The sequence below is a fragment of the Nonomuraea sp. NPDC049028 genome (assembly GCF_043197735.1).
Classification (GTDB): Bacteria; Actinomycetota; Actinomycetes; order Streptosporangiales; family Streptosporangiaceae; genus Nonomuraea.
Map to the genome: position 1 here is coordinate 985,326 of NZ_JBICTR010000003.1, position 16,159 is coordinate 1,001,484.

Here is a 16,159-nt window from a genome sequence, read left to right on the forward strand (position 1 = left end):
CGCGCCCGTGACAAGGGCACGCCGTCAGGCGGCCGGCAGTGGGATGGAGAGCGTCACCTCTGTGCCGCCCTCCAGGCGAGGGGCGATCGAGAGTTTGCCCGAGAGCTCGCCGACCACGAGCGTGCGGACGATCTGCAGGCCCAGGCTCGTGGAATTGTCCAGCTCGAAGTCGTCGGGCAGACCCTGACCGTCGTCCCAGACGGTCACGTGCAGCCTGTCGGGAGTCGGTTCCACGACCACTTGCAGGTGTTTGGGGCGGCCGTGTTGCAAGGCGTTCTGGAGAAGTTCGGTGAGAGCCATCGCCAGAGGTGTGGCGATGAGCGACGGAAGGGTGCCGAAGCTGCCTATCCGTCGCGGGGTGACCGCCGCCTCCGCCGCCGACACTTCGCCCGCCATCGCGATCACGCGGTCGGCGATGTCGTCGAAGTCGACGAACTCCTCCGGCGCGTGAGAGAGCGTCTCGTGCACGATCGCGATCGAGCCGACCCGCCGCACCGCCTCCTCCAGCGCCTCCCGCCCTTCGGGCACGCGCAGGCGCCGTGCCTGGAGCCGGAGCAGGGCCGCCACCGTCTGCAGGTTGTTCTTGACCCGGTGGTGGATCTCGCGGATGGTCGCGTCCTTGGTCATCAGCTCACGTTCGCGGCGGCGCAGCTCCGTCACGTCACGGATGAGCACCAGCGCGCCGATGCGGCCGCCGCCGACGATCAGCGGGATCGCCCGGAGCTGCACGATCGTCCCGCCGGACTCGACCTCTGTCTCCTTGGCCGCGCGCCCGCTGGCCACGATCATCAGGTCCTCGTTGATCGGCTCGTCGGAGTAGCAGAGCGTGGCGGTCACCCGGCCCAGCTCGGCCCCGACCAGATCCGCGTGCAGACCGAGCCGCCGGTAGGCCGACAGCGCGTTCGGAGACGCGTACGTCACGCGCCCCGCCCGATCCAGCCGCAGCAGGCCGTCGCCGACGCGCGGGGAGCGGACCAGGATCGGCTCCTCGCCGGAGAACGGGAAGCGTCCCTCGGCCACCATCTGCGCCAGGTCGGAGGCGCTCTGCAGGTAGGTGAGCTCCAGGCGCGACGGGGTGCGCGCCGAGGACAGGTTGGTGGAGCGCTGGATCACCGCGAGGAAGCGGGCCTCGCCGACGGGGACCGCCCGCCGTACGGGGATGGTCTCCTCGCGGACGGGCACGCCCGTCGACCAGTCGGGGTCGCCTTCGCGGCAGATGCGCCGCTCGTTCCACGCCGTGTCGATCAGGTAGCGCTCGCCCTTGGCCGCGACGGTGCCGACGATGTCGTCGTGGTAGACGGTGGGTCCGGTGGTCGGGCGCATCTGCGCGATCGCGATCCAGCCGCCGCCCTCGCCCTGGAGCGGCGCCCACAGGATGAGGTCGGCGAACGACAGGTCGGCCAGCAGTTGCCAGTCGGAGACCAGAGAGTGCAGCCAGTCGAGGTCCGCCGCGTCGAGAGCGGTGTGGCGGACGACGAGGTCGCTGAGAGTCGGCACGAGTGCATCATGCGTGCTTTCCGCCGCAACAACCAAACTGGCGACCCGGCCCGCCCCTCCCGCAGACGTGCCCACCAGGCCGCGAACACCGATGAACACGGGCGTGTCGCCGTGCGGTCAACCGCTGATTTTCGGGAATCTCACACTGTGAAAACCGTCACACTGTTCCGTTCGGTCGATCCTCGGAGCGGGACCGTTCGGCGCGCAACGGAGGTGATCGACACGTCACTCATCTTTGTCCCGACTTCGGCTACGGCGTCGGCTACCGCCTCGGTTGCGGCCACGCCTGCCACTGTGTATATCCTTCACAATCAACCTGAGCTGCCCGATCCGGCATGTATCACGGCGGGCGAGCCCGGTCTGACGACGAGCGCGCCCCTGCCTGTGTCGTGCCGGTGGTTGACCGCTCGGGCCAATCTGAGTTCCGATGATCTCGCGGTGATCAGACACGCCCTCACCGCCGTGGCAGAAGTGAAGGTGAGAGCGTGACGGACGACGGCCCTCGCGTACCGAAGTACTACGACGTGAAACGGAGCCTGCTCGAGCTCACCAAGAGTCTGCCTCCCGGCGCGGCGCTGCCTCCCGAGCGGACGCTGGCCGTACGTTTCGAGACCTCGCGCACCACCGTCCGTCAGGCGCTGACCGAGCTGGTCGTCGAGGGGCGGCTGCTGCGCATCCAGGGCAAGGGCACCTTCGTGGCCCAGCCGAAGGTGGCGCAGGTGCTGCAGCTGACGTCGTACATCGGCGACCTGCGCACGGCCGGCCTCGAGCCCGACACCAAGATCCTGGAGATCGGCTACATCACCGCCGACGAGCCGCTCGCGCGGCGGCTGGCCATCAACCCGGGCGGACGCGTCCTGCGCATCCACCGCCTGCGCCTGGCCAACGGGGAGCCCGTCTCGATAGACACCACTCACCTGTCGGCCCGCCGCTTCCCCAGGCTGCGGCGGGAGCTGGAGGTGCACGCGTCCCTGTACGAGACGCTGCACAACGCCTACAACGTCCGGCTCACCGACGCCGAGGAGATCATCGAGACCGTGCTCGCCACGCCCTATGACGCGAAGGCGCTCGGCGTGGACGTCGGGCTGCCGATGCTGCTCCTGACCCGGCACGCCTTCGACGCCGACGGAAACCCGGTCGAGTGGGCGCAGTCGCTCTATCGCGGCGATCGGTACAAGTTCGTCACGCGCCTGCGCCGCCCGTGAGGCAGCTTCTTCAGCAGGCCGCCTTCGGCAGGTCACAGACCTTCGCCCTCATCCGCTCCGCCTGGGAGATGAGGCCCTTGAAGCGCTTGAGCGGCAGGCTCTTCGCCGCCCAGCCCGATCCGCCCACGACGTAGACGGTCGCGCCGTTCCGTACGACGACCGTCTGCTCACCGCTCTCGAAGAAGCTGCTGCCGGCCCGGAGAGCGTCGTCGCCCACCTTGAGGGGCTTGGTGTAGTAGTGGTGGCGGTCGGGGCCCTTGCCGAAGTTCGCGCACCGGGACAGGTCCGCGCGCAGCCCCCGCATCGCCGTACGGGCGGCGGAGACGCTCTTGTAGACGACGAGCTGCTCGTACTTGATCGTGTCTTCCGAGCGGTAGTGGACGGCCCGGGTCGCCAGGCGGTCGGCGGTCGAGGCGGTGCGGCGCTCGCACGGGTTCAGCCGGAGCGGGAGGCTCTTCGACTCCGTCGTCTTGTAGGTCTCCCACTTCTTGGCCGGTGGGTGGGTCTCCAGGAAGAGCATCCCGTCGGGCAGCACGCCCGCCCCCATGGACATCGCCGCGGCGGCTGCCACGGCTACCCCGATCTGTAACATCTGGACCTCCAGCTCATCCGTCACCACGTGAGACGGCCCGCAATACCGATTCGTTCAACTATTTCGGGACTTGCGGCCATCGCGGGGTGATGATGCAGGCATGGCAAAGGCGATCGAACAACCCGTTCCCGGCGTCACAGTCGGACACGCTCTTCTCGGCCGCTCCAAAGGCGCGGCCCAGCCGGTGGACAAGATCGTGCATGACGGCGACACGATCAACATCGCGGCCGACGGCAACTTCGGCGTACGTCTGCTCGGTGTCGACGCTCCCGAAGTCAGCTTCGAGTTACCCCGCAACCCGAACTTCCCCGACTTCCCCAAAGGCTTCGTGTCCATCGACAAGCCCGCCTGGACGACCTTCCTCACCGACCCGTTCGAGAAGGGCTACCAGGAGCTCACGCTCCGCACGGCCCTGCACAACAACCTGCTGGGCAGGCTGGGCCCGGCGGCCGCGCCCAACCACGCCGCCCATGCCGCCCCGGCCACCCAGGCGCTCAAGACCATGATGCAGCTCGACATCACCGAGCAGGGCCTCACCGACGAGACGTTCAAGATCAGGCTGGCCTTCGCGTACGAGATCCTCGACCGGTACGGCAGGCTCCTCTGCTACGTCAACCGCGACCAGCGCGACAAGCCCCGCCCCGATCCGTACAACGAGCGACTGCTCGCGGCCGGGCACGTGATCCCCTACTTCATCTGGCCCAACGTGGACCCGTTCGTCCGCCAGGAGGGCCGGTTGGCCGACGCGGTGCCGGCGCCGGGCAGCGCCAGGACGGTCGCCGAAGCGGGGGCGCTGGGCCGGGCCAGGCAGGCCGTACGGCGGGCCCGTGAGGCGGGGCTGGGCCTCTGGGACCACGCGAATCCGCTCGCCCTGCTGCCGTTCGAGCTGCGCTTCCTGGCCCAGCGACGGGCGCCCGACCGCTATGTGCTCGACCTGTCGGACAACGCCAGGGAGTTGCTGCACCCGCAGAGCTACTTCCGCATCCCCAATCCCGAGGATCGGCTGTTCGTCAACGCCGAGCACGCCCCGCTGTACAGGGAGAAGGGCTGGTCCGTCCCACCGCTGTGAGGCTGGCCCCTCTTCACCCGCGGGGTGGGGCTAGCCCTACCCCGCAGGCACACACCAAGCCCATGTCGCGCGGGCCCCGGAGGTCAATACCGTTGGTGCCATGAAAGTCCCCCGCCCGTGGTCGGCACGCGCCTGGCTGGACACGGCGCATGTCGTGATCGGGCTGCCTGTCGGCGTGATCCTCGCCGGGCTGACCCTCGTGTGCGCCGCGGTGCCGCCCCTGATGCGTCGCGGTCTGCCGCTCTTCACCCGGGTGCAGCGCTCCCGGTTCGAGGCGTTCCTCGGGGCGCGCATCCAGCCGGTGCGCTCGCCGATCACCTGGCGCAGCCGCGTCACCTGGCGGCAGATCGGCTACCACCTGCTCTCGCCACTGGTGGGGCTGGCCGGGACCGTCCTGGTGGCGGCCGCGTGGGGGGCGGCCGGGGTGGGGCTGACGGCGTTCCTGCAGCCGATGCTGCAGAAGCGTCCGCTCGTGTTCGAGTTCAACCTGAGGGAACCGGGCGTGGTCTCCGTGTACATGGCGGTCGGGTTCGTCCTGCTGCTGGTGGCTCCGACGCTAGCGCGGGGAATGGCGCGTCTGGACCTGTCGGTGGCGCGCACTCTGCTCGGCCCCAGCCGCCACGAGCTGGGGCAGCGGATCGAGACGCTGACCGAGAGCCGCGCCGGGGTGATCGACGCGGCCGACGCCGAGCGGCGGCGCATCGAGCGGGACCTGCATGACGGCGCCCAGCAGCGGCTGGTCTCGCTGGCCATGAACCTCGGGCTGGCCCGCGCCACGCTGACCGACCTGCCCGAGCCCGCCCGCGAGGCGATCGCGCAGGCGCACGAGGAGTCCAAGCAGGCGCTCAAAGAGCTGCGCGACTTCGTCCGCGGCCTGCATCCCGCCGTGCTCAACGACCAGGGCCTCGACGCGGCGCTCTCCGGCATCGCCGCGCGCGCCCCCATCCCGGTGCGGCTGCGCGTCGACATCGATCTGCGCGCTTCTCCTACCATCGAGGCGGTGGCGTTCTTCATCGTGTCCGAGGCCCTCACCAACATCGCCAAGCACGCGGCGGCCACCAAGGCCCAGGTGAGCGTGGTCCGCGAGGGCGACCGGCTGTGCCTGCGCGTCTTCGACGACGGCTGCGGTGGCGCCCGGCTCGACGGCGGCACCGGGCTGCGCGGCCTCCTCCAGCGGATCGACTCGGTCGACGGGACGCTCCGCCTGTCCAGCCCGCTCGGCGGGCCGACCACGATCGAGGTGGACCTGCCGTGCGAGTAGTAGTTCAGGCGGAAGACTCCCTTGAGGCGGGCCTGTCGTGCGAGTAGTAGTTCTGGCGGAAGACTCCCTTGAGGTGGACCTGTCGTGCGAGTAGTACTGGCGGAAGACTCCGTACTTCTGCGCGAAGGGCTCGTCCGGCTGCTCGACGCGGCCGGCATGCGGGTGGTGGCGGCCGTGGACGAGGCGGAGGGCCTGCTGCGCGCCGCTGAGGAGCACCTGCCCGACCTGGTGGTCACGGACGTACGGATGCCTCCCACACACACGGACGAGGGCCTGCGCGCGGCTCTCGTGCTGCGCCGCGAGCATCCCGACATGCCGGTGCTGGTCCTGTCGCAGTACGTGGAGGAGCGCTACGCGGCCCGGCTGCTCGCCTCGGCCACCGGGGGTGTCGGCTACCTGCTCAAGGACCGGGTGGCCGACGTGACCGATTTCATCGACGCGCTGCGCCGGGTGGCGGCGGGTGGCACCGCGCTGGACCCCGAGGTCGTCGCCCAGCTGCTGCTGCGCGGGCACAGCGACCCGCTCGACCGGCTGACGCCCAGGGAGGGCGAAGTGCTCAGGCTGATGGCCGAAGGCCGCTCCAACGCGGGCATCGGGCAGGCGCTGGTGCTCAGCGAGGGAGCGGTCGGCAAGCACATCGGCAACATCTTCACCAAGCTCGACCTGTCCCCGGCCGAGGGCGACCACCGCCGGGTCCTCGCCGTCCTGCAGTTCCTCAAGATCAGGAGTCTGCCATGAGGGCCCTGTGGCTGAGCGCGGGCGCCGTGGCGACCGTGTGCGCGTTGCTGATCAGCGGTACCGCGTTCTGGGATGGGTTCGCCCACGCCAGTCCACCGACGGAGACGACCAGCAGGAGCATCTCGTTCAAGCTGTCACAGCTGAAGGTGATCGCGGGGCGCGGAAGCGTGAATGTCAGCATCCATCCCGGCGAGGCGGGCGAGCTGTTCCTCGAACGGTCAGTGCGCTGGTCGAAGACGAAGCCGACCGTCAAGGAGGACTGGGACGGCCGGACGCTGCGGCTCGATGCCTCGTGCCCAGGCACGGACGAGCGGCACGCGCCGGTCTGCGATGTCGACTACGCGCTGTTCGTGCCGGTGGAGACCGATGTAGCGGCGGAGTCGGCCAACGGCATGCTGGCGGTCAACGGTATCTTCGGCAATGTCCGGATGATCTCCGAGTCGGGTCCGCTGCGGGTGGCCGAGACATCGGGCACCGTCTGGGCCAGGAGCGGTTCCGGCGATGTCACGGGTAGCAGGCTCACGGGCGGCGAGGCCGACGTGGAGATCGGCTCGGGCCGCGTCGACCTGTCCTTCGAAAACGCTCCGACGAAGGTCCGGGCGGTCGTCAGAACCAGAGGCGATGTCACCGTGCTGGTCCCCGGCCTGTCCTACGACGTGGACGCGCTTGCCAAGAACGTCAACCTCGACATCATGAAGGAGCCTGCCTCGCCAAGGAAGATCACCGTGCAGGCGCCGGCCGGCATGGCGAATGTCTGCTGCAGGTGAGGACCGGGAACCGGCCGCCATGGCTGCGTGACGACGCAACCGTTGACATCTGTTTACTCTGATGGCTCGTTGGTAGGTTCCCGGCATGGAGTCTGCGAAGCACGCCGGTGACGCCGCCGTCGCCGTGTCCAAGGCCTATGGTGTCGAGACCATGTTCACGCTGTCGGGAGGGCACGTCTTCCCCCTCTACGACGGCGCCGTGCACGAGGGCATGCGGATCCTCGACGTACGCCACGAGCAGAGCGCCGTGTTCGCCGCGGAGGCCACGGCCCGGCTGACCAGGAAACCCGGGCTGGCCGTCCTCACGGCCGGCCCCGGCATCACCAACGGGATCAGCGGCGTCGCGACCGCGCACTTCAACGGCTCCCCCGTGGTCGTCATGGGCGGGCGGGCCCCGCGCTCACGCTGGGGCAGCGGGGCCCTGCAGGAGATGGACCACCCGCCGCTGCTCGGGCCGATCACCAAGCTGTCGTTCACCGCGACCGGAGCCGACTCCATCGGCCAGGACGTCGAGGCGGCCTTCCGCACGGCCGTCGCGCCGCACCGCGGGCCGGTCTTCCTCGACTTCTACATGGACGACCTGTTCGCGCCGTCGCCGGCGCACCCGGTCGAGACGCAGAGCCCGTCGCCCCTAGAGCCCGACCCCGAGTCCCTGGCCACCATCGCCAGACTGCTCGCCGAGGCCGAGCGCCCGGTGCTGGTCTACGGGTCCGACGTGTGGATGGACCGGGCCGAGGAGGCCGCGCGCGACTTCGCCGAGAACTGGCGGCTGCCGGTCATCCCCAACGGCCAGGGCCGCGGCATCCTGCCCGCCGGCCATGAGCTGCTCGTCACCCGCGCCCGCGGCCTCGCCTTCGCCAAGGCCGACCTGGTCATCGTGGTCGGCACCCCGCTCGACTTCCGGCTCGGCTACGGCTGGTTCGGCGGCAAGCAGGGCGCGCCGCCGGCCAAGGTCGTGCACATCGCCGACACGCCGTCGCAGCTGGCCACGCACACCCAGCCCGCCGCGTCGGCCGCCGGCGACCTGTCCGTGGTGCTCTGGAGCCTCGGCACCGCCTGCGGCGACGCCGGCCTGAAGCCCACGGCCTACTCCGGCTGGGTGTCCCAGCTGTCGGAGGCCGCCGCCGCGGCGATCGCCGACGACGCCGCCCTGCTCACGGCCGACTCCGACCCGATCCACCCCATGCGCATCTACGGCGAGCTGGGCAAGGTGCTCGACGACGACGCCGTGGTGATCGGCGACGGCGGCGACTTCGTCTCCTACGCCGGCAAGTACGTCGAGCCCAAGGAGCCCGGCAACTGGCTCGACCCGGGCCCCTACGGCTGCCTCGGCACCGGCCTCGGCTACTCCATCGCCGCCCGGCTGGCCCGGCCGTCCTCGCAGGTGGTGCTGCTGCTGGGCGACGGCGCGGCCGGGTTCTCCCTCATGGACGTCGACTCGCTCGTACGCCACGGCCTGCCGGTGGTCATGATCTGCGGCAACAACGGCATCTGGGGCCTGGAGAAGCACCCGATGCAGATGCTCTACGGCTACGACGTGGCCGCCGAGCTGCAGCCACAGTGCCGTTACGACCAGGTTGTGACGGCGCTGGGCGGCGGCGGCGAACTGGTCACCCGGCCGTCGGAGATCGGTCCCGCGCTGCGTCGCGCGTTCGACTCCGGCGTGCCGTACATGGTGAACATCGCCACCGACCCCCAGATCGCCTACCCGCGCACCACGACGGGGATCTGACCTGACCGACCCCCAGATCGCCCACCCGCCGGGGGATATGCCCTAACCGTCTTCCCCGCACCCCGGCGGGGGTCTGAGCTACCTGGTCCCGGGCGTCGGGGTCGGGCTGGGTGACGGGCAGGGGCCGCCGTCGATGACGACGATCTTGACCGGCTTGGTCACCTCTAGCCACGTGCCGCCGTCGGGGAAGCTCTGGCCGATCCGGCCGCAGGCGACGCCCTGCTCGTTGGTGGTCTGGTCGTCGAGCCGGATGTTCTGGAAGCCCGCGGCCCGGATCTTCTGGGTCGCCTGCGGGTACGGCAGCTCGACCACGGCGGGGACCTGCTTCTTCGTGACCGTCGTGCTCGGCTTCGGCGAACTGCTGGGGGTTTTGGTCGGCGTCTTCTTTTCCGTCGGATCCGGGGTCGGTGACTCCTTCTCCGTCTCCGTCGGCTCGGCGATCGTCCTGGTGGGCACCGCCTCCTGCGTGGGCGGCTTGGTCGTCTTGGTGCGCTTGGGCTTCGGCGACGGAGGGGTCGGATCGGGAGTGGGCTCGGAGTTCGCCCTCGACGTGGTGACGGTCGGCTCGGGTTCGAGCTGGCTCGACATGTTCGTCAGCGCGACGGCACCGGCGCCCGCCCCGAGGACGACCGCGGCCGCGATCCCGGCGACGAGGGCACCCCTGCGGGGCGCCTTGGTGCCGGCGCGGCGGGCGCCCTGCCGCGGCCCGGCCAACGTCTGCGCCTCAGACGTCCCAGCCTGATGGGACCCGGTCTGGTGCTGCCCGGCCTGGTACGACCCCGTCTGGGGCGGCCCACCGGCCTGGTAGGACCCCGTCTGATGGGGAGCTCCCTGATAGGACCCCGTCTGGTAAGAGCCCGCCTGGTGAGATCCGGTCGGGTGGGGACCCGACTGGCGGGACCCGGTCTGGTACGCCTCCATCGGCGCGGCCATGGTGGCACCCGTCACCGGCGGCGCGGGCTCTGGAGGGGGTGTCTCGCCGGCCGCGATCTTGCGGGCCGTCTCACTCATCGCCCTGGCCGTCGGGTAACGGGCGAGCGGATCTTTCGACAGGGCGCGTTCCACGAGGGCGCGCGCGGGCGGGGGAATCTCGGCGGGCAGCGGCGGAGGCGCCTCGCGGATGTGCTTGAGCGCGATCGTGACCGCGCTCTCGCCGTCGAACGGCCGCTGCCCCACCAGGCACTCGTAGGCCACCACGCCCAGCGCGTAGATGTCCACCGCGGGCGTCACCGGCGCGCCCTCGGCCTGCTCGGGCGCGCAGTAGGCGGCGGTGCCGAGCACCATGCCCGCGTCCGTGAGCCTGCTGGCCACGTCGGAACGGGCGATGCCGAAGTCGGTCAGCACGAGCGTGCCGTCGCGCTGGACCAGCAGGTTGCCCGGCTTCACATCACGGTGCACGATCCCCTGTTGGTGCACCGCCTGCAGCGCCGAGGCAGCCTGCGCGATCAGCTCCATCGCGGGCTGGGGCGGGATCCGGCCCAGCCGCATCAGCAACTTGTCGAGCGGCTCCCCGTCGACGAACTTCATCACCAGATAGACGGTGTCCCCGCTCACACCGTAGTCGTAGACGTCGACGACACCTGGGTGGTTGATCGTCGCCATCGCCCTGGCCTCGGCCTGGAAACGCGCGACGAACCCGGGATCGTCCATGCGGCCGGGCAGCAGCACCTTGACCGCGACGGTGCGCGCCAGCACGATGTCCTCGCCCCGCCACACCTCGCCCATGCCGCCGGCGCCGATGCGGGTGTCCAGGCGATAGCGCCCCGCCAGCGTCGTTCCTTGGGCTACCATGACTCCCCCGTTACCCCTTTACCTCTATAACCTCTCCCACCCCAAGGATCTCCAACAAAGCGAAGTTGTGTCGCGGTGAGGTAACACAGAGGTCACGGAACTTCGAGAGTGTACGACTCACGAGTCCCACCTGCCACTTAAATGCCGTAAGCCCTACAAACCCTATCCTGCGGCCTTCTGACCGTACTTGTCCGCGTTTCCGGGAGATCAGGGCCCTTGACAGCGGGCCGCGGTGATGATCGCAGTACGCTGGCGGTATGACGCTCGCTCCGGGTCTCCGCTCCCAGTTGCTCATCATGGTCGAGAGGTCCGACACCGCTGAGAAAATCGGCAGCGGCGACGTCCCGGTGCTCGCCACTCCGCGGCTGCTCGCGCTGGCCGAGAGGGCGACGGTCGAGGCAGTGCACGCGCATCTCGCTCCCGGTGAGACGACCGTCGGCACCCGGGTCGAGCTGGTGCATCTGGCGCCGAGCCCGCTGGGCACGCACGTACAGATCACCACCGAGCTCACCGAGGTCGACGGCAGGCGGCTGGTCTTCGGCTTCGAGGCCCGCGACAAGCAGAACGTCGTCGGCCGGGGCACGATCGAGCGCGTGGTGGTCGATCGCGCCAAGTTCCTCAACCGCGCCGCCCGCTAATAGTGATCGCTAATAGTGATCGATCGCACTAAGTTTCTCGACCGCGCCGCCCGCTGAGCTCTTGGGACCGGCGGCTATTCGATGACGGCGATCAGGTCGCCCTCCTGGATCACGTCGCCCTCGCTGACCTTGAGCTGCGCGACGACGCCCTCGTCCTCGGCCAGGACGGGGATCTCCATCTTCATCGACTCGAGGATGACCAGTGTGTCGCCCTCGGAGACGGTGTCGCCCTCCTGGACGACGACCTTCCAGACATTCGCCACCATCTCCGCGCGTACCTCAGCCACCGCGACTCCCCTCTTCCAATGAGCTAACAATGTCATGTGCGCTAGGCGCGCATTCGCCCGATCAAGCCGGTGTCATAGTCGCCGCTGACGAACTCGGCGTTGTCCAGCAGTTCCGTACAGAACGGCAGGTTGTTCTTGGGTCCTTCGACGACGAACCCCGCGACGGCCTCGCGACCGGCCCGCAGCGCCTCGGCCCGGGTCGCACCGAAGACGCAGAGCTTGGCCATGAGGGGATCGTAGAACGGCGTGACCGTATTGCCCTCCTCGTAGCCAGAGTCCACCCGGACGCCCTCTCCGACCGGCTCTCGCCAGGCGGAGATCATGCCCGGCCCCGGGAAGAACCTCTTGGGATCCTCGGCGTACACACGGAACTCGATGGCGTGGCCACCGGTCTCCACCTTCACCTCGGGACTCTCGCCCGCGGCCACCCGCAGCTGCAGCTCGACCAGGTCCAGCCCGGTGACCAGCTCGGTGACGGGGTGCTCCACCTGGAGCCTGGTGTTCATCTCCAGGAAGACGAAGTCCTGCGCGTCGGCGTCGACCAGGCACTCCACGGTGCCCGCGCCCAGATAGCCGACGGCCTCGCCGGCCCGCACGGCGGCGGCGAGCATGCGCTCACGCAGCTCGGGCGTGATACCGGGCGACGGCGACTCCTCGACGACCTTCTGGTGGCGACGCTGCACGGAACAGTCGCGCTCGCCCAGGGCCACGACCGTGCCGTCGGGCAGGCCGAGGATCTGCACCTCGACGTGGCGAGCCCGCTCGATGTAGCGCTCCAGCAGGATGGCGGGCCCGTCGAGGACGTCACCGGCGGCGAACCTCGCCGCCGCCCGTGCGGCCTGCTCGAACGCCTTGGCCAGTCCTTCGTCGTCGTGGGCGACGCTCATCCCGATGCCGCCACCCCCGCCCGCGGTCTTGACCATGACCGGATAGCCGATCCGGCCCGCCGCCCGCAGCGCCTGCTCCAGATCACTGACGGGCTCCCGGGTGCCGGCCGCCACGGGCACACCCGCGTCCTCCATCAGGTTGCGGGCATTGATCTTGTCGCCCATCTGGTCGATGGACTCGGGAGCCGGGCCGATCCACACCATCCCGGCATCGATCACCGCCCTGGCGAACGCCGCGTTCTCCGCGAGAAACCCGTAGCCCGGATGAATCGCCCGCGCCTCGGTGGCCCGAGCCGCCTCCAGTACCTTCCCGGCATCGAGATAGCTCAACTGAGGGTTGGCCGGCCCGATCAGCACGGCCTCGTCCGCCTCGCGCACGAACGGCAGATCCGCGTCGGCCTCGGAGTAGACGGCGATGGCCCGCAGCCCAAGCCGCTTGACAGTGCGGATGACCCGCCGGGCGATCTCCCCTCGATTGGCGACCAGAACAGCCCCAAGCGTCTCAGTAAGCACCCGCCCAATCTACGGCCGTTGGGCGGGAGGTCCCTTTCCCGCTAAACCACCGATCGCCGGGACGTCTTCTGTAGAAAACCCACAAACGCCATGTTTGACGGCAAGCCACCCCCACCGCCACCCACCGCACATGGCTAAGGGCCTCCAGGAAAACGCCCGCTGACCCCGCACAGGGCTGGGCGCCGTTACGTGCGCATCCTTGGCCGGTGGCGCGGACGGGCGAGCCAGTGGCGCGACCGAGTTCCAGGCCGACGGACCGTCTTCTTCCGCTCCCCGAAGCGGGCATCCCTCACAGGAACCCCAACCACAACGGACAGCCACCTCTCGCTCCCCCGAAGGGGTTTCTCCCACAAGGACCTCAACCACCACAGACCGTCACAGGGATCCAGATCAGCGCGTGACGCACCACCCGGGAATTACGGCGCTCACCGCCCACAGCGGCGTTACAGCTTGTGGACCGCCAGCCGGTCCACCACCCTCGTCATCGCCTCGATCGCCGCCGGATCATACGCGGTCCCCACCGCCAGCCGCAGCCGCTCAAGCGCCGCCCCCGCCCGGTCCCGATCAGCCGACCCCCCGACCAGGTCATCGTAGGCGTTGGCCGCCTTGATGATCCGGCTGGACAGCGGCGGGTCCTCGGCGATCTGGTCGCATTGGCGGCGTACCAGCTCGGCCACCCGGTCGAGCACGCCCGTCTGCTTGATCACCTCGGCCCCCAGCTCCGCGATGCGGCGCGCCTGCGCGGGATCGGCGAGCACGGTCGCGCCGCCCGGGATGGGGTCGCTCAGGGACAGCTGGCCGATGTCGTGCATGAGGGCGGCGTACTCGAGCTCCAGCAGCTCCGGCTCCGCCATGCCCAGCTCGCGGCCGACCGCCACGGCCAGACGGCTCACCCGACGCGAGTGGCCGGGCTCGACGTAGCCGCCGACCTCCGTGACCCGCGACAGGGCCCGTACGGTCTGCAGGTAGGTGGCGCGGATCCCGGCGTACTTGCGGAAGGCCACCTGAGTGACCAGCAGCGGAGCGGCGAAGACCAGCAGCGCCACCAGGTCCATGCTGTGGGTGGCCAGCGCGAGCAGCACGCCGGACGCGGCCACGGCGGCGCCGAGGGGGAAGGCCATGTTGAGCTCGTCGCGTACGGCCACCTTGAAGGCGGTGCGTACCTGCTCGGCCCTGAGCAGGGCCGCGATCAGCACGTCGATCAGCAGGGTGAGCGTGATGAGCGTGACCATGACGCCGAGCGCGGGCCACCACGTCGGGGGGTCCTGCCGGGTGAGCTGGAAGAGCGGGTCGGCCAGCGGCCGGAAGGCGAAGGCGAGCAGCGCGCCGGTCAGCAGGCGGCGCGCCATGGCGTCGAGGCGCGGCGGGCGGCCGACCGCCAGGTGCGGCAGCGCGCCCGCGATCATGCCGACCGCGATCACGGCCACCACTTGGAGCGCCGTGTGGCGCAGCGGGTTGTCGCTGAGGTCGAGCAGCAGCGTGTAGCCGAGCGCGGCGGCGGCGCCGATGGGCGCGACCTCCCGGTTGCCCGGCATGGTGAGCCTGGCCAGCTCGCCGACCGCGATCAGCGCGCCGAAGCCGATCGCGATCTCGGGCCGGTCGAGCCCCACGGCGGAGGTGTGCGCGACGCCGGCCACCGCGACCAGCCCCGCCCCGCAGATGAGCAGCAGCTGCCCGGAGTCCAGGCTTTGGAAGGCACGTGTCAAGGCCCGCTCACCACTTCGATCGGCCTGGTCGGGTCGTCATGGTCCTTGATCGGGGTCTCGGTCGCCTCGGGCGGCGGCGACTCGACGCGGCGGGGCGGCTGCCACGGCTCGCGTTCGAGCGCTCTGGCGAAGGCCGCCACCATGACCGGGTCGAACTGGCGGCCCGCGTTCTTGCGCAGCTCTTCGACGGCCACCTCGACCGAGCGGGCGTGGCGGTAGGAGCGGTCGGACGTCATCGAGTCGAACGCGTCGGCCACCGCGATGATCCGGGCGAACTCCGGTATCTCGTCGGCCGCGAGCCCCATCGGGTAGCCCTTGCCGTCGTGGCGTTCGTGGTGGTGCATGATCCCCGCGTACGCCTCGTCGAGGAAGTCGATCCCCCGGACGATCTCCAGCCCACGCATCGGGTGGAGCTGGATCGCGGCGAACTCCTCCTCGGTCAGCGGCCCCTCCTTCTGCAGCACCTTGGTCGGCACGCCGAGCTTGCCCACGTCGTGCAGCATGCCCGCGTAGCGGATGGCGCGCAGCCGCTCCAGGCCCATGCCGATCTCCTGGGCGATCATCGAGGAGGCCAGCGAGACGCGGGTGCAGTGGCCTCTGGTGTAGTAGTCCTTCGTCTCGACCGCCTGGCACAGGGCGGCGATCGTGGCATCGTACGAGCGTTGCTGCGCGTGATATTGACCGAACGCCCAGCGGGCGACGAACAGCGGCAGCAGCACCAGCACCGCCGAGATCGACTGCACGGTCGCCCAGAGCCCGGCCACCAGCAGCCCGAACGTGCCGTAACCCAGATAGGACAGCAAGAACTGGACCATGCCCCGCAGCGGCACCTCCATGGCCCGCACCCGGGTGGCCAGCCGGATCATGGTAAGCGTGAGCACGATGTTGAGCGGCACGAACACGCCCGTGGCCGCGGCGTAGGGGCCGATGAGCCCGTCGAAGGCGTTGACCCCCGGCACGCCGGAGACCCCGCCCAGCCCCTGGTAGATCCAGCCGGCCGCGTAGCCGCAGATCGCGAACTGCGCCCCGTTGAACAACCTCTTGATCAACGGCAGCCCCGGACGCACGCTGAAGACCGCCGTGAACCCCACCAGAGCGGCCCCTTCTGGACCGATCAGGACGACGGCCGCCAGCGCCGCGGAGAAGCTCACGGACACCGCGAACTGCTCCACGTTCAGCAACGTCGGCATCGACTCGCAGACCAGGAACAGCAGCGCGAGCACCAGCAGGATGCCCAGATCACCGGGTGCCACCAGGCGCCCGGAGGTGATCACGCTATGCCCGAGGAGGATGGTCGCCGCGCCGATGACGGCGATGAGATAGACCTTCGCAGGCCACGGCAGATCACGCATTGCGGCCCCCAAGGGTGCTCAGGTCCAGGACACCCCGTGAGGCAGGGCCCCGCCCGCGCTCATCAGCAGTGTCATCACAGGGGTGATCAGCACCGCGGCCGCGATCAGCCGGGCGATCATAGCC

14 protein-coding genes are annotated in these 16,159 nt (G+C 69.9%); 7 read left to right on the forward strand and 7 right to left on the reverse strand.

Annotated elements, in window-relative coordinates; translation table 11 throughout:
- Nucleotides 1–24 precede the first annotated feature (24 nt).
- The gene (locus ACGFJ2_RS15565; protein WP_225301849.1) at nucleotides 25–1,497 is read right to left on the reverse strand and encodes a PAS domain-containing sensor histidine kinase; all 1,473 of its coding nucleotides are present in this window, start codon (nucleotides 1,495–1,497) and stop codon (nucleotides 25–27) included.
- A 485-nt stretch (nucleotides 1,498–1,982) separates the two neighbouring features.
- Here ACGFJ2_RS15565 and ACGFJ2_RS15570 point away from each other — a divergent pair, with 485 nt between their 5' ends.
- Nucleotides 1,983–2,702, forward strand: a complete 720-nt coding sequence (locus ACGFJ2_RS15570; RefSeq protein WP_357949591.1) for a GntR family transcriptional regulator — start codon at nucleotides 1,983–1,985, stop codon at nucleotides 2,700–2,702.
- A 10-nt stretch (nucleotides 2,703–2,712) separates the two neighbouring features.
- Here ACGFJ2_RS15570 and ACGFJ2_RS15575 read toward each other — a convergent pair whose 3' ends face one another.
- Nucleotides 2,713–3,294 (reverse strand): hypothetical protein, encoded by a 582-nt coding sequence (locus ACGFJ2_RS15575; RefSeq protein ID WP_358203752.1) that lies wholly within the window; start codon nucleotides 3,292–3,294, stop codon nucleotides 2,713–2,715.
- Between the two features lie 100 nt (nucleotides 3,295–3,394).
- Here ACGFJ2_RS15575 and ACGFJ2_RS15580 point away from each other — a divergent pair, with 100 nt between their 5' ends.
- From ACGFJ2_RS15580 to ACGFJ2_RS15600, 5 genes are all read left to right on the forward strand, one after another.
- Nucleotides 3,395–4,363: a hypothetical protein gene (locus tag ACGFJ2_RS15580; RefSeq protein WP_357949587.1), complete on the forward strand. Its 969-nt coding sequence runs from the start codon at nucleotides 3,395–3,397 to the stop codon at nucleotides 4,361–4,363.
- A 100-nt stretch (nucleotides 4,364–4,463) separates the two neighbouring features.
- A complete protein-coding gene (locus tag ACGFJ2_RS15585) occupies nucleotides 4,464–5,624 on the forward strand; it encodes a histidine kinase (protein WP_393468459.1) in 1,161 nt (386 codons plus the stop codon).
- Between the two features lie 84 nt (nucleotides 5,625–5,708).
- Entirely contained in the window at nucleotides 5,709–6,362 is a 654-nt protein-coding gene (locus ACGFJ2_RS15590) for a response regulator (protein ID WP_393468462.1), read from the forward strand.
- Nucleotides 6,359–7,129: a hypothetical protein gene (locus tag ACGFJ2_RS15595; RefSeq protein WP_357949578.1), complete on the forward strand. Its 771-nt coding sequence runs from the start codon at nucleotides 6,359–6,361 to the stop codon at nucleotides 7,127–7,129. Before ACGFJ2_RS15590 ends, ACGFJ2_RS15595 begins: the two co-directional genes overlap by 4 nt.
- Nucleotides 7,130–7,214: 85 nt before the next feature.
- Entirely contained in the window at nucleotides 7,215–8,861 is a 1,647-nt protein-coding gene (locus ACGFJ2_RS15600; RefSeq protein ID WP_393468465.1) for an acetolactate synthase, read from the forward strand.
- 78 nt (nucleotides 8,862–8,939) lie between these two features.
- On the opposite strand, the gene ACGFJ2_RS15605 is transcribed toward ACGFJ2_RS15600, so the two are convergent.
- Nucleotides 8,940–10,652 (reverse strand): protein kinase, encoded by a 1,713-nt coding sequence (locus ACGFJ2_RS15605; protein WP_357949573.1) that lies wholly within the window; start codon nucleotides 10,650–10,652, stop codon nucleotides 8,940–8,942.
- Between the two features lie 257 nt (nucleotides 10,653–10,909).
- Here ACGFJ2_RS15605 and ACGFJ2_RS15610 point away from each other — a divergent pair, with 257 nt between their 5' ends.
- A complete protein-coding gene (locus ACGFJ2_RS15610) occupies nucleotides 10,910–11,290 on the forward strand; it encodes a thioesterase family protein (protein WP_393468468.1) in 381 nt (126 codons plus the stop codon).
- A gap of 74 nt (nucleotides 11,291–11,364) precedes the next feature.
- Here ACGFJ2_RS15610 and ACGFJ2_RS15615 read toward each other — a convergent pair whose 3' ends face one another.
- From ACGFJ2_RS15615 to ACGFJ2_RS15630, 4 genes are all read right to left on the reverse strand, one after another.
- The gene (locus tag ACGFJ2_RS15615) at nucleotides 11,365–11,577 is read right to left on the reverse strand and encodes a biotin/lipoyl-binding carrier protein (protein WP_357643180.1); all 213 of its coding nucleotides are present in this window, start codon (nucleotides 11,575–11,577) and stop codon (nucleotides 11,365–11,367) included.
- Between the two features lie 41 nt (nucleotides 11,578–11,618).
- Entirely contained in the window at nucleotides 11,619–12,977 is a 1,359-nt protein-coding gene (locus ACGFJ2_RS15620; RefSeq protein WP_358203778.1) for a biotin carboxylase N-terminal domain-containing protein, read from the reverse strand.
- Between the two features lie 443 nt (nucleotides 12,978–13,420).
- Nucleotides 13,421–14,683 carry an HD-GYP domain-containing protein gene (locus ACGFJ2_RS15625; protein WP_225301836.1) on the reverse strand — a complete coding sequence of 421 codons (1,263 nt, stop codon included), beginning with the start codon at nucleotides 14,681–14,683 and terminating at the stop codon, nucleotides 13,421–13,423.
- Nucleotides 14,680–16,035, reverse strand: a complete 1,356-nt coding sequence (locus ACGFJ2_RS15630; RefSeq protein ID WP_357949560.1) for an HD-GYP domain-containing protein — start codon at nucleotides 16,033–16,035, stop codon at nucleotides 14,680–14,682. The genes ACGFJ2_RS15625 and ACGFJ2_RS15630 overlap by 4 nt, the downstream gene beginning before the upstream one ends.
- Nucleotides 16,036–16,159 lie beyond the last annotated feature (124 nt).